This is a genomic window from Moraxella sp. K23 (genome assembly GCF_041154765.1).
GTDB lineage: Bacteria > Pseudomonadota > Gammaproteobacteria > Pseudomonadales > Moraxellaceae > Faucicola > Faucicola tetraodonis.
Genome location: NZ_AP031595.1, coordinates 1,120,016 through 1,140,383 on the forward strand (window position 1 = coordinate 1,120,016; position 20,368 = coordinate 1,140,383).

At 44.0% G+C, this 20,368-nt stretch carries 12 protein-coding genes; 1 reads left to right on the forward strand and 11 read right to left on the reverse strand.

Annotated elements, in window-relative coordinates:
- Positions 1-29: 29 nt before the first annotated feature.
- The 6 genes from ACAM37_RS04865 to ppsR form a co-directional block, all read right to left on the reverse strand.
- Entirely contained in the window at positions 30-653 is a 624-nt protein-coding gene (locus ACAM37_RS04865; RefSeq protein ID WP_076776211.1) for a MotA/TolQ/ExbB proton channel family protein, read from the reverse strand.
- A 50-nt stretch (positions 654-703) separates the two neighbouring features.
- Positions 704-1,855, reverse strand: a complete 1,152-nt coding sequence (locus ACAM37_RS04870; RefSeq protein WP_369626747.1) for a ParB/RepB/Spo0J family partition protein — start codon at positions 1,853-1,855, stop codon at positions 704-706.
- Positions 1,856-2,033: 178 nt separating this feature from the next.
- Complete coding sequence (locus tag ACAM37_RS04875) at positions 2,034-2,834, reverse strand: ParA family protein (RefSeq protein ID WP_314026745.1); 801 nt, start codon at positions 2,832-2,834, stop codon at positions 2,034-2,036.
- A 101-nt stretch (positions 2,835-2,935) separates the two neighbouring features.
- A complete protein-coding gene (gene rsmG / locus ACAM37_RS04880) occupies positions 2,936-3,583 on the reverse strand; it encodes a 16S rRNA (guanine(527)-N(7))-methyltransferase RsmG (RefSeq protein WP_007116640.1) in 648 nt (215 codons plus the stop codon).
- Positions 3,583-5,277 (reverse strand): Si-specific NAD(P)(+) transhydrogenase, encoded by a 1,695-nt coding sequence (gene sthA / locus ACAM37_RS04885; RefSeq protein WP_369626748.1) that lies wholly within the window; start codon positions 5,275-5,277, stop codon positions 3,583-3,585. Before sthA ends, rsmG begins: the two co-directional genes overlap by 1 nt.
- 109 nt (positions 5,278-5,386) lie before the next feature.
- The gene (ppsR, locus tag ACAM37_RS04890; protein ID WP_007116642.1) at positions 5,387-6,271 is read right to left on the reverse strand and encodes a posphoenolpyruvate synthetase regulatory kinase/phosphorylase PpsR; all 885 of its coding nucleotides are present in this window, start codon (positions 6,269-6,271) and stop codon (positions 5,387-5,389) included.
- A 454-nt stretch (positions 6,272-6,725) separates the two neighbouring features.
- On the opposite strand from ppsR, the gene ppsA reads away from it, so the two are divergent.
- A complete protein-coding gene (gene ppsA, locus ACAM37_RS04895; protein ID WP_007116643.1) occupies positions 6,726-9,092 on the forward strand; it encodes a phosphoenolpyruvate synthase in 2,367 nt (788 codons plus the stop codon).
- 103 nt (positions 9,093-9,195) lie between these two features.
- Here the strand turns inward: ppsA and ACAM37_RS04900 are convergent, their stop codons facing one another.
- From ACAM37_RS04900 to ACAM37_RS04920, 5 genes are all read right to left on the reverse strand, one after another.
- Positions 9,196-11,310, reverse strand: coding sequence for a 2-oxo acid dehydrogenase subunit E2 (locus ACAM37_RS04900; RefSeq protein WP_369626749.1), 2,115 nt, complete (start codon positions 11,308-11,310; stop codon positions 9,196-9,198).
- An 81-nt stretch (positions 11,311-11,391) separates the two neighbouring features.
- Positions 11,392-14,205 carry a pyruvate dehydrogenase (acetyl-transferring), homodimeric type gene (gene aceE / locus ACAM37_RS04905; RefSeq protein WP_369626750.1) on the reverse strand — a complete coding sequence of 938 codons (2,814 nt, stop codon included), beginning with the start codon at positions 14,203-14,205 and terminating at the stop codon, positions 11,392-11,394.
- A 279-nt stretch (positions 14,206-14,484) separates the two neighbouring features.
- Positions 14,485-15,180 (reverse strand): glutathione S-transferase, encoded by a 696-nt coding sequence (locus ACAM37_RS04910; RefSeq protein WP_369626751.1) that lies wholly within the window; start codon positions 15,178-15,180, stop codon positions 14,485-14,487.
- A gap of 173 nt (positions 15,181-15,353) precedes the next feature.
- A complete protein-coding gene (gyrA, locus tag ACAM37_RS04915; RefSeq protein WP_369626752.1) occupies positions 15,354-18,182 on the reverse strand; it encodes a DNA gyrase subunit A in 2,829 nt (942 codons plus the stop codon).
- Positions 18,183-18,653: 471 nt separating this feature from the next.
- Positions 18,654-20,315: an alpha/beta hydrolase family protein gene (locus ACAM37_RS04920; protein WP_369626753.1), complete on the reverse strand. Its 1,662-nt coding sequence runs from the start codon at positions 20,313-20,315 to the stop codon at positions 18,654-18,656.
- Between the last annotated feature and the right edge of the window lie 53 nt (positions 20,316-20,368).

Genomic DNA, 20,368 nt, shown 5'->3' on the forward strand with positions numbered 1-20,368 from the left:
GGTTGACTCTTTTACACAGCTACACGCCATTAACGAGGCGTGATTAGACCATTGTCCAGTAATTCTTGCATCATCAAACCCGCTTCTTGTTCAAACGCCGCATTGATATCAATGATACGGCGCTGAAAAATACGGTACGCCATCACCGCAGGAATCGCAACCAGCATACCCCCTGCTGTGGTAATCAGCGCTTGTGATACGCCAGCTGCCAGCAAGGTCGGATCTTGCATTGCGCCTTCGGTAATGGCTAAGAAGGATGAAATAATCCCCAGTACCGTACCTAAAAGACCCAATAATGGGGCGATAGCACCGATGGTACCCAGCATATTAATATGTTTTTCTAATTGGTGGATGGTGATACTGGCGCGGTTTTCCATATGCATGGTCATTGAATCAATACCATGCTGGCGATTCATGAGTCCTGCAGCAAGGATATCACCCAAAGGCGAATTGAGTTTGACATTCTCAAGCGATTCACGATCAATATCGCCCTGCTCAATCAAATGCTGCATCAATTGTTCACGCAGATGAGCGGGTGTCACTGTACTGACTTTAAGTTTTATCGCGCGCTCAATGATGATAATCAACATCAAAATCGAACATAGGACAATGGGCCACATCAACCAACCGCCTGCTTTAACTAATTCCCACATTCGTTATACTGCCTTTGCCTGTCAATGACTAATCAATTGAGAAAACTAATCTAATGCGCAAGTTGCGACTGGAACTGCATAATCAAAGCTTGTAATTCCTCTTCGTTGTGAAAAAATATCTCAATACTCCCCTTGCCTTTTGAGGAGCCTTTGATTTTTACCACGGCACCGAGTTGCTCAGAGAGGTGTTGGTTTAGTCGCAGCCTATCATAATCAATTTCTTGGCTTTGTGTCGGCGCTTTTGGATTTAAAATGTCTTTGACTAACGCTTCAGTCTGACGAACGGTCAATTGACCCTGTATAATTTTTTTGGCAATAACCGGCTGCTGTTTGGATGACAGCGCCAATAATGCCCTGGCATGCCCCATATCCATCTGCCCTTCATTTAGCGCTTGTTTGACATCGTCATGTAATTGGTTCAAACGCAACAAATTAGAAACCGTTGTTCTCGCCTTACCGACCACATCCGCAATTTGCGAATGACTCATGCCAAATTCATCATGAAAACGCTGCAATGCGGCAGCCTGTTCCATGACGCTCAAATCTTCCCGTTGTATGTTTTCAATCAATGCCAAAGCGATTGCCAAGTCATCTGACATTGGGCGCATGATGGCGGGTATATGGGTTAGACCTGCAATTTGCGCCGCACGCCAGCGACGTTCACCCGCGATAATTTCATGGGTAATCGGGGAATTGGGCAATACTTTGGCTAAGGGTCGAATCACAATGGGCTGCATCACGCCATGCTGCTTGATAGACGTTGCCAGCTCTTGCAAGGCATCTTCGTCCAAATCAATGCGCGGCTGATACTTGCCACGCTGCAAATACGCGACGTTGATATGCATCAAATTTAACCCAGCCACATTACTACTATTATTGGCATCGTTATTTATGGGTGTGTTATCGGTATTTGACGTTACTGTTTTGGCGGGTTTTGCGGTGAATGGTTTGGGGGTTACCGCCGATGTAGGCGATTTTTTGGCTACAGCTATAGTGTCGCTAGCTTCGGCTGATTCATCATCCGAGACATTTTGCCCATCATCGGTTGACTTGGCATTTAGTTTTTCAGCGCTTTTCGCGTCATCGACAGCGGCTCGAACACTCGCATCGATTAGATTACCGGTAATCAATTTTTCTGTTTTGATTGAGCCGAGTAACGCATCAAGTCCTCGATTTGATGCCAATCCACGCTTTTTAACCATGTCGAAATTCCCAATGCCATTAAATAGTTAAAAATGACTGATAAAAAATTAAACCAATGCCGCCATTTTTGAACTGGCTATTTTAGCAGATTCGCCATAGCTTGAAAAATATTTTCATTGCTTTTGCCAGTGCGCACTTGCCAACAAGTTAACAAAAAAAGTGCCTAAACAGCTTAAGCTAGGCAAGTTGGAATTGGCGACTTTGCTTGATAATTTCATTGGCAAGGCGAATATACGCTTGTGAGCCTTTTGAATTCATCTCATAATCAAGCGCAGGGATGCCGTGCGCCGGTGCTTCTGCTAGACGAATATTACGGGGAATGATGGTATTAAATAAAATCGGACCAAAATGCTCAATCAATTCCATAGAAACATCATTTGCCAAGGTGTTACGCGGGTCAAACATGGTTCTTAACACACCGCGGATATGCAGTTTTGGGTTTAGCGACTTCAAACGCTCAATGGTTTGCGATAAATCCGCCAATCCTTCCAATGCAAAATATTCACATTGCATCGGGATAATCACCCCTGATGTGGCACACATTGCATTGATGGTAAGTAAACTTAAACTCGGGGCGCAGTCAATCACGATAAAATCATACGGCTTAGTCGCGCGGCCGTTTTTGGCAGGCATATCAGCGAGCTGCTGCATGGCTTTTGACAAAATTGCATGGTTTTCAGGCTTTTGACTTAAATGCAAATCACTGCCTGACAATTCATTGTTGGCACCGACAATATCAAACCCATTTGCGGTTTTGACAATCGCCTCATGGATTGGCAAATCATCTAACAGCACATCAGCAATACTGTACTCTAACTCGCGTTTATCCAGTCCTGATGCCGTGGTCGCATTGCCTTGGGCATCCAAATCAATCAGTAAAACTTTTTTGCGGCGATGTGCCAGTGCACTTGCCAAATTAACCGCGGTGGTGGTTTTGCCCACCCCACCTTTTTGATTAGCAATGGCTAAAATATCCATGAACTGTCTCGCAATGTGTTGATAAAAAGGTTGAAAATTGTAGTCAAAAACAGCCAGTTTTTCAAACCCTAATACCGGTAAAACTGGCTGAAATGGGGTGTTTATCTTTGCAAATAAATCAAGTGGCGTGATTCATAGAGCTTTGGCACGGTTAACACTTGGGTGTTAATTTGCCACTCATTTTGAAGCGCTTGAATCTCATCAATGGGTTCAACCCCCTTCATGGCACAAATGATACCATTGTCTGCCAATTTGCTTTGACTATGGGTGACAAAATCCACCAGCGACGCAAACGCCCTTGAGGTAATTACTTGATAAGTGCCTTCATGTGCTTCGATACGACTGGCAACCGGTGTCAGATTTTTTAACCCCAATTCACTGGCGACTTGTTTGATAAAGCGAATTTTCTTTTGGTTGCTATCGAGTGCTGTCACCGCACGTTGTGGCTGACAAATAGCAACTATCACCGCTGGCAAACCCGCACCCGTCCCAATATCTAGCAAATCACCGGCTGGCAAAAATGGCACAATCGACAAACTATCAAAGATATGTTTGATTAATGCCTGTTGGTCATCTTTGATAGCGGTCAAATTATACGCTTTATTCCAAAACAACAGCTGCTGTAGATAGTACAGTAGCTGTAATTGCTGCTCATCCGATAGTGGCAACTTTAACTCAGAGAGTGCTTGTTGCAACTGCGGTTGTAATTTTACGTACTGGGGTTGTAGCTTTACATTAATTTGCGCCATCAAAACACCCGATTAAGACCATTGAGTGCAGCAACGCGATAGGCTTCTGCCATCGTTGGGTAGTTAAAGGTAGTATTGACAAAGTATTCTAGCGTATTGCCGCCTTTACTTTCCATCACGGCTTGTCCGATATGAATAATTTCAGAGGCGTGATTGCCATAACAATGGATACCTAAAATCTCTAAGGTTTCACGGTGAAACAGTATTTTTAACACCCCACTACGCTCACCGATGATTTGTGCGCGGGCAAGGTGTTTAAAGAAAGCTTGACCGACTTCATACGGCACTTTTTCGGCGGTTAATTCTTGTTCGTTTTTACCAATACTTGAAATTTCAGGAATGGTATAAATACCCGTTGGCACACTGCGAACAGGTTGTGCATTTTCATCGCCTACCATATAAGCAGCAGCGCAGCGCCCTTGGTCATAAGCTGCCGATGCCAGCGATGGCCAGCCAATGACATCCCCTGCTGCATAAATATTTGGGATATCGGTTTGGTAATGCTCGTTGACTTTGAGTTGACCACGGCTGTTTGCGGTGAGTCCGATGGCGGCAAGGTTGAGACTGTCGGTATTACCTGAGCGACCGTTTGACCATAAAATAGCATCTGATTTGATGCGTTTACCACTTTTTAGGTATAAAATTACGCAGTCATCATAAGTTTCTAGCCGTTCGATTTCTTCTTTGTTGCGAATCAATACGCCAAATTGTCTAAAGTCATGCGACAATGCGTCAGAAATCTCATCATCCAGATAGCTAAGCAACTGCTCTTGGGTATTAATCAAATCTACTTTATAGCCAAGACCGGTAAAAATAGACGCATACTCACAGCCAATCACGCCCGCACCATAAATAATAATGCGCTGTACCACATAATCCATTTGCAGGATTTTATCAGAATCAAACACGCGAGGATGGCTAAAATCTAACAAATCAGGGCGATAAGGACGGCTACCCACGGTAATAATGGCTTGTTCAAAGGTAATGTCTTGCTCGGTACCATCACTCATATCAACATGAATGGTATGGGTATCTTTAAAACTTGCCCAACCATTGATTAAGTCAATTTGGTTGCGCTCATAAAAACGGGTATGGGTTTCTACCTGATTACGCACCACTTCGCGCGCTTTGGTTAATACTTTATTGAGTGGGATTTGATGATAGTCAATGCCTTGGTTTAAGATAGGATCGCGGCGATTACCGATAATATTAAACACCGACTGACGCAATGCTTTACTCGGAATCGTGCCTACGTGCGTACAGTTGCCCCCCACTTGTTTGCGTGGATCAATCACGGCAACTTTTTGTCCAGATTTGGCGATTTTCATCGCTGCTGCTTCACCCGCGGGTCCTGCCCCAATCACAATAGCATCATAATCATAGGCATGGCTAACGGCATCTTGACGCTTGTAACGCTTTAAATTGATACGGGTGTTATCCAGCGGGCTAATTAAATCAAAATGCACCGATGCATCATCAAAATGTTTTACCTTATCATCGTCTTCACTGATACTGACGGTATTGGCTTTTTTATCAGAGTCCGAAATTTCAGTTTTGGTTGGTTTTGCCAAAATTTCGGTAATATTTTCTTGAGGCTCAATAATTGACTGTGTGTTGGAATCACAGATGTTTTCGTTTTCATTGTTTGTAGGGGGAATTTGAGTGACTTTGTCATTAATCCGTTTTTTTGGCATATTAGCTCCCATATTTTAAGCCTTGATAATGAATAAAAAAGATAATGAATAAAAAATTTTTAAATTGAATATAAAATACGATAAATCAACCGTATGTTAAGAAATCAAACTAACCAATTCGGCGTTTTAACCCCGTCATCTGTAAAATACGCGTCGCGATTTCTTCAATCGACATCGTTGATACATCAATATTTGGAATCCCTTGAGAAATATAAATACCTTGAATGGCGCGCAATTCCTGCTGGCATTGCTGGTAACTTGCATAGCGGCTACCTGCACGGCGCTCGTTACGAATTTTTACCAGTCGATCGGTGTCAATCACCAAACCAAATAGTTTGTCACGGTAAGGCTTTAACGCTTTGGGCAACGAATTTTCATATAAATCATCTTCAGTCAACGGATAATTCGCCGCACGAATACCAAATTGCAACGCTAGGTATAAAGAGGTAGGCGTTTTGCCCGAACGTGACACCCCAATCAAAATAATATCTGCCGCATCATAATGGGTGGTACGCGCGCCATCATCATTATCTAAAGCAAAATGCACCGCATCAATACGTGATTTATAGTTCTCAGAATCGACATCCCCATGCGCATGACCGGTATGCGGTGCAGGTTGTACTTTGATTTCATCGGCAATTTTACTAATTAAGCCTTCATAAATATCCAAGTTAAAGGCATCTGCACCGTTGATTCGCTCACGAATCACAGGGTCAACGATTGTATCAAAGACTAGCGGCTTTACCCCATCACGTTGGTGGGCAAGATTGATTTGATTGACCGCTTCATCGGCGCGATCAAGGGTATCAACATAAGGAATAACCCGGGTCTCAAATGGTACCGTGGGAAATTGGCTTAAAATAGAACGACCTAGGGTTTCAGACGTAATCGCGGTACCATCGGAGATAAAAAACACACTTCGCAACGACTGCGAATTTGCAAAATTTAAGGCGTCTTTATTTTGAATCGTGGCTTTGATTTGCTCAATGGTCATGAAAAATTATCCAAAAAATGACAAGAAGCGTCCATACTAATTTAAATTAATACTGGTTTAAACTGACACTACTGACACTGGGGGTTAACCTCACTCATTAACTGCATCTTTTGCAGTGAATGTCATCTATTAATGTCGTTATCAGTGCAGACACTATCGTTTGTCTCACAGGTCGAGAGTTTGTTATTATACGTGACTTGTAGGCTTTAATCTAACAAATCGATGCTTAATTTGCCTTAATTAGCCATCAGTTATTGTCATTGAAGGCTTATCTACGTTTTTTATCCCCTTAAACTCAAAGATATCCAAGCAAAATTTTAGTTGAATTGTTGATCGCTGACAGTTTTTTTAAAATTATAAATTTTTTGCTAGAAAATCATTTTTTAAGATGAATTTTCTACGAAATACCGTTATAATCTTTTCAAAATAATCTTTATTTCACGGAGTTATCACCTTGAACGCACAAGTTATCTCACTCGACAAGTTAGGCAAAAACGACATTGACAAAGTAGGCGGTAAAAACGCTTCATTAGGTGAAATGATTAGTCACCTAACGGATTTAGGGGTAAGCGTACCAGGTGGCTTTGCAACAACGTCTGAAGCTTTTAACAAATTCTTAATCGGTACAGGTCTTCAAGACAAAATCAAAGACGCGCTCCAAGGTCTGGATGTGGATGATGTTGCGGCATTGACTGCCACGGGTAAAAAAATCCGCGACATGATTATTGAGCAAGAGTTGCCTAAAGATCTTGAACAAGAAATCCGTGATGCCTTTGCCGAGATGAGCCAAGGCGAGGACATCGCTGTTGCGGTTCGTTCATCAGCGACTGCTGAGGATTTACCAGACGCCTCATTTGCTGGTCAACAAGAAACTTTCCTCAATATCCGTGGTATTGACAATATTTTGATTGCTATTAAAGAAGTCTTTGCTTCTTTATACAATGACCGCGCCATCGCTTACCGCGTTCACAAAGGTTTTGAGCACGCAGGTGTTGCTTTATCAGCTGGTGTACAACGCATGGTACGTTCAGAGACAGGCACCTCAGGTGTGATGTTCACCATTGATACCGAAAGCGGTTTTAATGACGTGGTATTTATCACCGCAAGCTATGGCTTGGGTGAAATGGTCGTGCAAGGTGCGGTGAACCCTGACGAATTCTACATTTCAAAAGCGTTATTAAATGCCGGCAAACCTGCGGTAATCCGTCGCAACCTCGGCAGTAAACAACAAAAAATGGTTTATGCGGACGAGCACTCAGCTGGCAAATCAGTCAAAATAGTCCCAGTGGACAAAGCAGAACGCAACCAATTTTCACTGAGCAATGAAGAATTGGTTGAACTTGCCAAACAAGCATTAATCATCGAAAAACATTATGGTCATGCGATGGATATCGAATGGGCAAAAGATGGTGACAGTGGCAAATTATTCATTGTGCAAGCACGCCCAGAGACAGTAAAAAGCCGTGAAAGCCAAAATGTCATGGAGCGTTACATCCTTAAAGAAAAAGGCGATGTCATCTGTGAAGGTCGTTCAATTGGTCAACGTATCGGCGCAGGTACTGTACGCGTGGTCAACTCAATCCATGAAATGGATAAAGTACAAGAAGGTGACGTCCTTGTTTCTGATATGACTGACCCAGACTGGGAACCGGTCATGAAACGTGCCGCTGCTATCATCACTAACCGTGGTGGTCGTACCTGTCACGCGGCAATTATCGCGCGTGAATTGGGCGTCCCTGCCATCGTGGGTTGTGGTAACGCCACTGACCTATTGACCGATGGTCAAGCCGTCACTGTATCTTGTGCAGAAGGTGATACTGGTTATATCTACGAAGGTCAATTGGACTTTGAAATCCAAAACAACTCAATTGAGTCAATGCCAGACTTGGCATTTAAAATTATGATGAACGTCGGTAACCCTGACCGCGCCTTTGGATTTGCCCAAATCCCTAATGAAGGGGTGGGTCTAGCACGGTTAGAATTCATCATCAACCGTATGATTGGCGTGCATCCAAAGGCACTGCTTAACATGAACACCCTACCACGCGAAATCGTACAAGCGATTCAAGAGCGTATGGCAGGCTATGCTTCACCGGTTGACTTCTACGTTGATAAATTGGTTGAAGGTATTTCAACCCTAGCTGTCGCATTTAAAGATAAGAAAGTTATCGTACGTATGTCTGACTTTAAATCGAATGAATATGCAAACTTAATCGGCGGTAAACTCTATGAGCCCTCTGAAGAAAACCCAATGCTCGGTTTCCGTGGTGCCAGCCGTTATGTGTCAGAAAATTTCCGTGACTGCTTTGAATTAGAATGTCGTGCATTAAAACGTGTTCGTGATGAAATGGGCTTAACCAACGTTGAGATTATGATTCCATTCGTACGTACGACAGAAGAAGCACGTAAAGTACTAGAACTGCTTGAGAAAAATGGTCTTAAACGTGGTGAAAACGGTTTACGCGTCATCATGATGTGTGAGTTGCCAACCAATGCCTTGTTAGCAGAAGAGTTTTTACAATACTTCGATGGTTTCTCAATCGGCTCAAACGATTTAACCCAGTTAACGCTTGGTCTTGACCGTGATTCGGGTATCGTATCTCAATCATTTGATGAACGTGACCCAGCGGTTAAAAAACTACTGAAAATGGCTATCGATGCCTGTAACGCACAAGGCAAGTATATCGGTATCTGTGGACAAGGCCCTTCTGACCATCCAGACCTAGCGATGTGGTTAATGGAACAAGGTATTACTTCTGTTTCATTGAATCCGGATTCGGTGTTAGACACTTGGTTCTTCTTAGCAAAAACCGAAAAATAAGCTTGTTGGCATTCATAAAGCCCTTAGTTTTGACTAAGGGCTTTTTTTGGGCATTAAAAAACCCAGCATGCACATGACACGCTAGGTTTTTTTGCGCTGCAATTTATAACAACACGCGGCGTGGATCTGCTAGTAATTTTGCAATATATCGGGTAAATACCGCAGCGTCCGCACCATTAATCACACGGTGGTCATACGATAATGACAACGGTAGCATTAAACGTGGCTCAAACTCGCCTTTGGTCTCATTCCAACGTGGCTGAATACTAGATTCACTGATGCCTAAAATCGCAACTTGTGGCCAATTAACCAGCGGCGTAAAATAAGTACCGCCAAGATTGCCTTGACTTGAAATCGTAAATGACGCGCCGGTTAACTCTTTGGCAGATAGTTTTTTATCACGCGCTTTTTTGGCAAGCTCGCCGATTTCAATCGCTAGTTGCTTGATGCCTTTTTGCTCTACATGTTGAATGACAGGTACTGTTAAACCATCGTCGGTTGCTACGGCAAAGCCTAAATTCACAGATTTACGGATGATAATTTGGGTATTGTCATCGCTTAAATGGCTGTTAAATTTTGGATGTTGCATGAGCGCGTAAGCGGTTACTTTCATGATGAAAGCCAGAATAGTTAAACTCACGCCTTCTTTTTTCATCTCATCTTTTAAGTCGCCACGCAATTTTTCTACATCGGTAATATCTGCTAAATCAAACTGGGTCACTTGTGGCAAATAGGTATTGTAATTAAGCTGTGGAATTGAGACTTTTTGTAGACGGGTCAAATCTTGGCGCTCAATTTCTCCCCAAATTTCCGTTTTACTCATATCGGGTAAATTAGGTAATCCTGAGCGAGCCGCTGATGGCGCAGAGATATTATTTGCTGCTGTAGGTGTGCTAACTGCTTTTATCATATTCTTGACATAAGCAAACACATCTTCTTTGACAATACGCCCATTAGCGCCCGTACCAGTCACCTCACTGACATCAACACCCAATTGGCGGGTAAGTTTGCGCACCGCAGGACCGGCATAAACCGCAGCGTTTTTGGCATTAATTTGCGCTTCAGACAGTTTTGACTGTGAACTTGACTGGCTAGCTGTCGTGGTAGCGCTATTAGTTGAAGTCGACGCGGTATTTTGCGTTTTAACGACTGCTTGCTGAGTAGTATGGGTGGTCGCTTGCGGCTGTGAAGCTGAACTTGATGCGGATTGCACTGATCCCGCCGCTTCAATCACAACAAAGTCTTGACCATTGGTGACGGTATCACCAGGGTTAACCAGTAATTCAACCACTTTACCGGCGACTGGCGAAGGAACTTCAACCGATGCTTTATCAGATTCTACTAATACTAGCGGTTGTTCGGCTGTAACTTCATCGCCTACTTTGACCATCCACTCACTAATCTGTGCTGACTCTACCCCTAAATCGGGCAAACCGAATGTTTGTTTACCAGCGGGTGTGGATGATTGAGGGGCAGATACTGTTTGAACGGGTGGCTGATTTTGGTTTGCAGCTAAAGTGGCTTGACTGGCAGCTTGTTCTGATGGGTCACTGGCTAATGATGACTGTTGCGTAGCTGATTGGGAGGCCATCACGATAAAGTCCTGACCATTGGTGACCGTATCCCCTGCATTGACTAAGAATTTGACAATTTTTCCGCTAACAGGTGCTGGTACTTCGACCGATGCTTTATCGGATTCAACCAATACTAGCGGTTGTTCAGCAGTGACAGTATCGCCTTCTTTGACCAACCACTCACTAATTTCTGCGCTATCGACACCCAAATCTGGCAATGTATAAGTTGCTTCAGCTGATGTAGATGTGGGCTGTGATTGGTTTGACGCAGCCATAGACGGCGCTTGCGATGAAGTCGCATTAGCCTCTTTAGTCTCTTTAGCTTCTTTAGTTTCTTTAGCTTCGTTAGATTGGGCTACTTGTTGGTCTGTCTGTTGCGCAGGTTGCTCTACGGGTGCAGTGTTGGATTGGCTATTGCCTGCACTATCGATGGTGAGAATCACATCACCTTCTTTGACCTTATCGCCGATTTGAAGACTAATTGCTGTGATAGTCCCTGCTGATGTCGCAGGTACTTCTACAGAGGCTTTGTCAGACTCTAATAAGACAATGTTATCGTCCACATTGATGACATCGCCGACTTTGACCATAATTTCGCTGACTTCAGCGCTATCAACGCCTAAGTCGGGAACTTTGATTTCCATGGGTTTATCCTTAAATTTTTATTTTTACTGAGTGGGCAATTAGCCGCTAATACGTGGCTGATTACCTACTATTGATTTCTATTATTCAGGTTTGTCGTTAAGCATTGGCGCATCGGCTTTATCTTCTGCTTTGCCGTCTGCTGAAATGGCTTCATCATCCTCTTCAACCAAGGTTGGTACAGGGTTTGGATGCGCGCCTAAAATCGCTGGGGCATCTGGGGAGTGGTCGATTTGTACTTGAGGATACCAAGCCGGTGAGGCATCGGCATCAATACCCAAGCTACTAATCGCATCTTTGACCAAACGCGCATCAACCTCACCTTCATCTGCCAATAGTTTGAGCGTTGCTACCACAATATGGGCAGCATCCACTTTAAAGTAACTACGTAATTGGCGGCGACTATCCGAACGACCGAAACCATCGGTACCTAAGGTGGCATACGGACGACTGTCTGGTAGATAGGCGCGGATTTGTTCAGAGAAAATGCGCATATAGTCGGTGGCAGCGACCACAATACCTTCATGCTGTGCAAGTTGTTCAGTAACCCAAGGCGTACGCTGTTCATCTAGTGGGTGCAAACGATTGTACTCATCACATGCCATGCCTTCACGGGTGAGTTCATTAAAGCTTGTGACACTCCACACGTTGGCATTGATATTGAATTCTTCAGCGAGAATTTGCGCGGCTTTTTCAACCTCACGTAAAATCACGCCTGAACCTAGCAATTGCACTTGTTTTGAACCATTATCTTTGAGCAAGTACATGCCTTTTTTGATGCCTTCTTCTACCCCTGTTGGCATGGCTGGTTGCTCGTAGTTTTCATTCATTAAGGTGATATAATAGAAAACCCGTTCGCCTTCACCATACATACGGCGCAGACCATCTTGTACGACCACCGCTAGCTCATAACCATAACATGGGTCATAAGTGACACAGTTTGGCACCGTGTTAAATAGAATCAACTGATGACCATCTTGGTGCTGTAAGCCTTCGCCATTAAGTGTGGTACGACCTGCGGTACCGCCAAGCAAGAACCCTTGCGCCTGCATATCGCCTGCCGCCCAAACTAAATCACCGACGCGTTGGAAACCAAACATCGAATAATAGATATAAAAAGGAATCATCGGCAACGCATTGGTTGAATAACTGGTCGCTAACGCAATCCACGCACTCATCGCACCCGCTTCATTAATGCCTTCTTCAAGCATGTGACCGTCTTTGGCTTCTTTATAACCCATCAAGGCTTCATGGTCTTCAGGGGTATAATTTTGACCCGATGCCGAGTAGATACCCAATTGGCGGAACATACCTTCAAGACCAAAAGTACGGGCTTCATCAGGAACAATCGGCACCACACGCTCTTGCAGCGCTTTATTTTTTAGCAGTGCGGCTAGCAAGCGTACAAATACCATGGTGGTAGATTGTTCTTTGCCTGCACTACCTTGTAGTAATTTGTCAAAAATCTCCAATCCTGGGACATCGAGTGGAATATGACCACTACGGCGATTGGGCAAATGTCCGCCCAGTGCTTGACGGCGACCTTTAAGGTATTGGATTTCAGCAGAATTTTCATCAGGACGATAAAACGGCAATTCTTCAAGCTGCGAGTCAGTAAATGGCAAATCAAAACGGTCACGGAAGTATTTTAATGAATCAATTTCGAGTTTCTTGATTTGGTGGGTTTTGTTGACCGCTTGGCTTTGGTTAGATAAGCCATAACCTTTGACGGTTTTAACCAAAATCACCGTCGGCTGACCTTTGGCTTTCATGGCTTCGCTAAATGCGGCATACACTTTCATCGGGTCGTGACCACCACGGTCTAAATTTTGGATTTCCTGGTCAGTCCAATCTTTGACCATTTCGGCAAGTTCTGGGTATTTACCAAAGAAATAGTCACGGACAAATTTACCATCACGCGCTTTATACACTTGGTATTCACCATCGAGGGTCTCAAGCATACGATGTTTGAGCGCGCCCGTATGGTCTTTGTCTAGTAGCGTATCCCATTTACCGCCCCAAATGACTTTAATCACCCGCCAGCCTGCGCCGCGAAACACAGATTCAAGCTCTTGGATGATTTTACCGTTACCACGCACCGGACCATCCAGGCGCTGTAAGTTACAGTTAATCACCCAAATCAGATTTTCTAGATTCTCGCGACCGGCTAGTGAGATAGCACCTAAGCTCTCTGGCTCATCGGTTTCACCATCGCCCAAGAATGCCCAAATCTTGCGACCTTCTTTTGGAATCAAGCCGCGATTTTCAAGATATTGGTGCACATGCGCGTGATAAATCGACATAATGGGGCCTAAACCCATCGACACGGTTGGGAACTGCCAATAGTCAGGCATCAAATAAGGGTGTGGGTAGCTAGATAGCCCTTTGCCGCCTACTTCACGGCGAAAATTTGTCAGCTGCTCTTCAGTCAATCGACCTTCTAAAAATGAGCGAGCATACATCCCTGGCGAACCGTGACCTTGATAATAAATCATATCACCGCCAAAGCTTTCACTCGCTGCGCGCCAAAAATGGTTAAAACCTGTTTCGTATAACGTTGCGCTAGAGGCAAACGTCGCTAAGTGACCGCCTAAGTCGTCGTCATTTTTGTTGGCACGCATCACCATCGCCACCGCATTGTAACGAATGATAGCGCGAATTTTACGCTCTAGGGTTAAATCACCGGGATAAGAGGGTTGATCTTCTACAGGAATAGTGTTGATGTAAGCGGTGTCAAGACGGTTAACGCGTAATCCTTCTTGTACCGCCTTATCATAGATGGCTTTTAGTAAAAAAGTGGCACGTTTTTTTCCCACTGACTTGATCACCGAATCAAAGGCGTCAAGCCATTCTTGGGTTTCTTGACTATCAGGGTCTTTAAAATACTGATATTGCATTTTTCGTTCCTTCTGGCAATGGCATCCATCCATGGAAATAACCTAGAATGGAGCTAGGTTGTAAACGACTCAAAGTATTCAACTATTAGACACAAAACATTGTTATAAATAGCGATAGCAATATTTTACATGAAAAAAATATTTATGTATTTTCCCTAATTTTTAATAGGTATTTAGCTATGAAATAAAGGTGAAAAAACAACTGTTTTTTCTGACCGTATAGTAAATTTATCAACAAAGTAAAGCAATAAAAGCATTAAATCGCTTGACAGTCAACCATCAACACTTATCAACCGCTTTTTGATAAGCTGGGCGAGCTTGGCATTTTTTTAACCAATTGTGAATATTGGCGTATTTTGCCTCTAAACTATGGGTTTCTTGCATGGCGTTTATGCCAAATTCAAGCTGTATATCAGCGCCGCTAAATTGGTTGCCAGCAAGCCATTCATTACTCCCCAAATGCTTATCTAGCATTTTGAGCTGCTCGGTTAATGAATGATTCAGATAAGATTTGTCTATCCCCGATTTGAGTAATTTTGCCACTTGTTTGATACCTATCGGTGATTTTTCTATCATGGTAGCAAATAGCAGTCGGATAATAAGCAAGGGCATCAACGAGCTTTCGGTAAAATGCAGCCAATATCGATACTGTTCATACGCCTCACTGCCATAATCTGGGCGAAATTTTTTATTCAGCACCCGTTGTGAGATTGGCTGTGCATCTTGCGGGTCGCTTAACTTATCATAGTTATCAATCAAATACTCAATGATATTGGCCGATTCAATCAGCGTTTTTCCATTATCTTGCAGGATAGGTGCCTTACCCATCGGGTGAATTTTTTGCAAAGACTTGGGCGCCAAACCATGATGGCGTTCGTACTTGGTTAACTGATAAGGCAGCTCTAATTCTTCTAATAGCCAAAGAATTCGAAATGAACGGGATTTTTCAAGGTGGTGTAGATGCAGTTTTGACATGGGTATACTCGTCTTTTAATGTAATAGGATTGTTGGAACAAGATAATTTTAAATTTTATAAGGCTTTAAACTTGCTGGCTGTTGCGAAATTGTAGAATTCAGCGAAAAAAAACCAGCTTATTGATTGATAAGCTGGTTTGATAAAGCGAGGTTATAAATAGCAAGGCTACAAATTAGTTATCTAGCTGTTGTGCATCGGCTTCTAATAAACCATCTTGCTGCAAGGCTTCAGACAACTCGATGTTTTGTAAATCAGCGCTGTGCAAATCCGCACTGTCTGGTAAATCAGCGCTGTCTTGCGCGATATTGTCAGCCAATTCTGCCTCTAAGCTATCTTCGTCCAGCTCATCTTCACTACCGCCTTCAACCAAAGCGATGGAAACCAATGATTCATCTTGTGAAATACGAATCAGGGTGACCCCTTGCGCATTACGACCTGTTTGCGCGATTTGCCCGACAGGTGTACGCACCAGCGTGCCTGCATCAGAAATCAGCACAATATCATCGGCATCGGTTACCGCTAATGCCTGCACCAGCTCGCCATTACGCGCCGTGGTTTTGATGGCAATAATGCCTTTACCGCCACGACCTTTGACAGGGAAATCAGAGACAGGTGTGCGTTTGCCAAAGCCCCGCTCACAAGCACATAAAATCTCGCCTTGTTGTGGGGCAACAACCAACGATACCACACGGCTAACCGCAACAACACTGTCATTGTCTTGGTCATCTTGGCTATCGTCTTCAAGCTCGGTGTCCTCGTCTTCGATACCTTGATTGGCAAGTAGCGTCACCCGCATACCGCGTACCCCTTTTGCGGTACGACCCATCGCACGGATTTTACTTTCATTAAAGCGAATGGCTTTACCTTCGTTGGAAAATAACATGATGTCTTGCTCGCCATCGGTAATGGCAACGCCAATCAAGTTATCGCCGTCGTTGAGTTCAACAGCGCGAAGTCCGTTGGCACGAAGGTTTTTAAATTGTGACAATTGGACGCGTTTTACCATGCCCGATGCGGTTGCAAAGAACACATAGCTATTGTCATTCTGCTTGTCGTCTTCGGTCACGGGTAAGATGGCGGTGACTTTTTCATCGGCATCGAGCGCAATCAAATTGACCATCGGACGGCCACGTGAACCACGGCTAGCAATAGGCACTTCAAACACTTGTAACCCAAACACACGGCCCCGATCGGTAAAAATCATCACGTTGTTGTGCGTCGATGTGACCACCATATGGTCAATGACGTCATCTGCTTTCATGGCAGTGGCTGACTTGCCTTTACCACCGCGTTTTTGGGCGATATAGTCGCTGATAGGCTGGGTTTTGGCATAACCTGTACGTGAAACAGTCAACACAACGGTTTGTTCAGAAATCAAATCTGCACGGCTAAAGTCACTGCGGCTATCGACGATTTGGGTTTTGCGCGCATCGCCAAAATCCTCACGAATTTGGATTAATTCGTCTTTGATGACTTGCATTAATTGGTCAAAGTTATCCAAAATGCTTTGTAATTGCGCAATGAGTGCCAAGATTTCTTTGAATTCTTGCTGTAGCTTGTCTTGCTCTAGCCCTGTTAAACGGTGCAGCTGCATATCCAAAATAGCATTGACTTGGTCAGGCGATAGACGATAATGTTGGTTGTCATCAATCAGGCCATATGGGGCGTTTAGGTCTTCGCCTTCAATCACATCAGGGCGAATCGAATGACTGCCTGCTGCCTCTAACATGGCAATCACGCCACCTGACTGCCAAGTATTGGTTAGTAAGTTATCGCGGGCTTCTTGGCGGTTTGCCGATGCCTTGATAGTGTCAATAATACCATCAATGTTGGCAAGGGCAATGGTTAGTCCTTCGAGTAAATGACCACGCGCCTGTGCTTTTTTGAGCTCATAAATAGTACGGCGAGTCACAACTTCTTGGCGGTGACGTATAAAGGCGGCAATTAAATCACGCAACGTCATGATTTTGGGTTGTCCTTCATCTAAGGCAACCATGTTAATACTAAAACTTGATTCTAAAGGCGTTTGGATAAATAGATTGTTAACGATGACTTCCGCGTTTTCACCACGTCTTAAGTCAATGGCAATACGCATCCCATCTTTATCTGACTCATCGCGAATCTCGCTAATGCCTTCAAGTTTTTTATCGCGTACCAATTCTGCGATTTTTTCAATCAGTTTTGCTTTATTGGTTTGATACGGAATCTCGGTAAATACAATACGTTCACGCTCTTTATTGGCGCCCGTTTCACTCATCGGTTCGATGTGATATTTGCCGCGCAAATGCAAGCGACCTTTACCGGTGCGATAAGCATCGACAATGCCTGAGCGGCCATAAATGATACCGCCTGTTGGGAAATCAGGACCGGTGATGTACTGCATAAGCATTTCACCCGAGATGTGCGGATCATCGGCATACGCTAAACACGCATTAATCACTTCCGTCAGATTGTGTGGCGCCATATTGGTCGCCATACCCACCGCAATGCCTGTGGCACCATTAACAAGCAAATTTGGAATACGGGCTGGCATGACGCTTGGCATTTGCTCTGAACCATCATAGTTTGGCTCCCAATCCACAGTGTCTTTATCCAAATCACCCAGCATTTGGTGAGTAAGTTTTTGCATGCGCACTTCGGTATAACGCATCGCTGCGGCAGGGTCATCATCCACTGAGCCAAAATTACCTTGACCATCGATGAGCATATAGCGCATTGAGAACGGCTGCGCCAAACGCACAATCGCGTCATACACTGCAGTATCGCCATGTGGGTGGTATTTACCGATAACATCACCGACCACACGCGCCGATTTTTTGTAAGGTTTGTTAAAGTCGTTTGATAATTCATGCATCGCGTATAACACACGGCGATGAACAGGTTTGAGCCCATCACGCACATCAGGTAAAGCACGGGAGACAATTACGCTCATGGCATAGTCGAGATAAGATTGTTTTAATTCATCGACGATGCCAATGGGGCTCACGGAATCGGTGGACATGCACGCTCCTTTTATCAAGCTACTTAAATATACGAGTCATCTTATTTATTTTACTTTTCAAGGCGATAGCTAAGTTAACAACCATGCGTTTAAAAGCAATGTGCAATTTTGACCAAAAGCTGCAAAAAACCCCAATCAAAACCTTTAAAAAAGTAACACAGATGACGTTATATTTTAGGATAGTAAAAAGGAATAATTATAGCATAAAACGCATGATTTAGCAGTTAACTCACCGCCAAATGCCGACGGTAATATCAAAATATCATGCTTTGATGGGTGTTATTTTACCCCCATGGTAAACTGCCCAAACTTTACTAGCTATCTTAATCAACTATTGTAATAATCTATAAAATAAACTGTTTAATGACAAAGCCTGTTGATAAACAGGCTTTGTTAAATGGGTATCAGTTAAGTGCGTGTTGGTTAATTGGCTATAGTTTCAGGCTATCGCCAATTTAGAACTGGCTAAACTTAGAACTGGCTAAACAATGTCTGTGCCACACCCATACAATACGGCGTGACTAAATCATGATATTGCATAGCGACGGCTTGTGATGGATTGCCCCCGTTGGCAGCCGCAATCGCTGCAATATTTTGCACTTTGCTAGCAAATCCTGCTTGCATTTTTTCTGATTGAGACTGGATGCTATTATTGTTGACGGTATCAAAACCTAACGTTTGATAAACCGGTTTTTGACGCGTGGCGCGATTGGTGATATCAATATCAATAATTCCCAACTTGGTCGTGCTAGTTTTATTAGTATCTGTGTCCCATAGCGTTTTCATCAAGCTACTATTGACGTCAAAGAACACCACCGGATCTTGGTTGCCACCACACATAATAACAGGCATTGTGGGTAAATAGCCACGCAAATCATTGGCTTTTAACGCTTTACGTAGTGGATGTTCAGGTGCTGTGGCAGGCACTGGGCTATAGTTGGTATAACCTTGTAAATAAGGCACTGCCCAATCGACATTTTTTTGGGCATCCGCCAAGTACCCTAATCGGTAGTCATTTTTGACTAAATAATGCGTCGTGTCAAAACCAAAGCTAAATGCTGGGTCAGACGGTGATAACGTATCGAGCGTTGAATTGCCCGTTGGGGCTTTTTGAAACATCGCTGAGGCAGGCAATTTGCCACTTGAAATTAGCTGCTCAGTCGTACTGGCGCTAGGCAGTAGCGAGGGGATTTCATCGGCATTGGCTGGCGCAAACATGTCACTGGGTTTGGCATAAATATTGCCATACTGCTCTTGATAGTTGCGAGCCATCAGCGGATTAAAAAACGTCGCACCGAGCATGACTTTGCCACCAAATACCACATCACCAAATGCTTCCATGGCATAGGGTCCAGAAATTGGCAGCGCCGCTGTCACAGGTTCTTTGAGCGTTTCAAGATAGCGCGTGGTTGCCATGGTGACGTAGCCACCTTGGGAATAACCTGTGATAAACAATTTGCCATTGTCAGCGACATTGGTTGCACTGCCCGTGCGGCGTACCACTTCCCTGCCTGCTTTTAACGCATCTGCCATCTCGTGTGACTGCTGCTGGGCATTGAGGTACGGGTGATAAGCTAGGCTTGATTTGTCATAACCTGCATAATTGGGTGAGATAACCACATAGCCCTGCCCTGCAAACAAAGCCGCTAACAATGTCGCGTCTGGTCCTGCTTCATTGTTGGCATTACCCACTTCTGCAAAATTATAGGCTTTGGTCGTTGCCGTACCATGGGCATAGAGTACAATTGGCCGATTGCCATTACAGTCTGCATCCGTGCCTGTCGGAATAAACACAGCACCCGTCGCATCGGTCTTATTACCTTTGACATCGACGGTATCATATTGCATGTATTCTACACGCACACCGCACTTGGGCGTGGCTGCAACTTGGCTAAAATCGGGATCTGTGGTATTAAATAACTGGGTTAAGGCGCTGGCGGTGAGATTTTTGGTCGTTAATGGATCTTTGATTAAATTACCTGTGGGCAGTGAAGCAACGCCTGTTTTGGCAGGTGGCGTTGTAGCGGAATCATTGTCGCTACCACAAGCGGCTAAAGTTGAGGCCAACCACACCGAGATAAAAATTTTGGTTAGGTTAAAAGCAGGGTGGATTAAATCAGACTGACGGTGCATCTCATACTCCTTATGAGGAAATTAATGGTTTATATCCTTGAACAACGCATCAT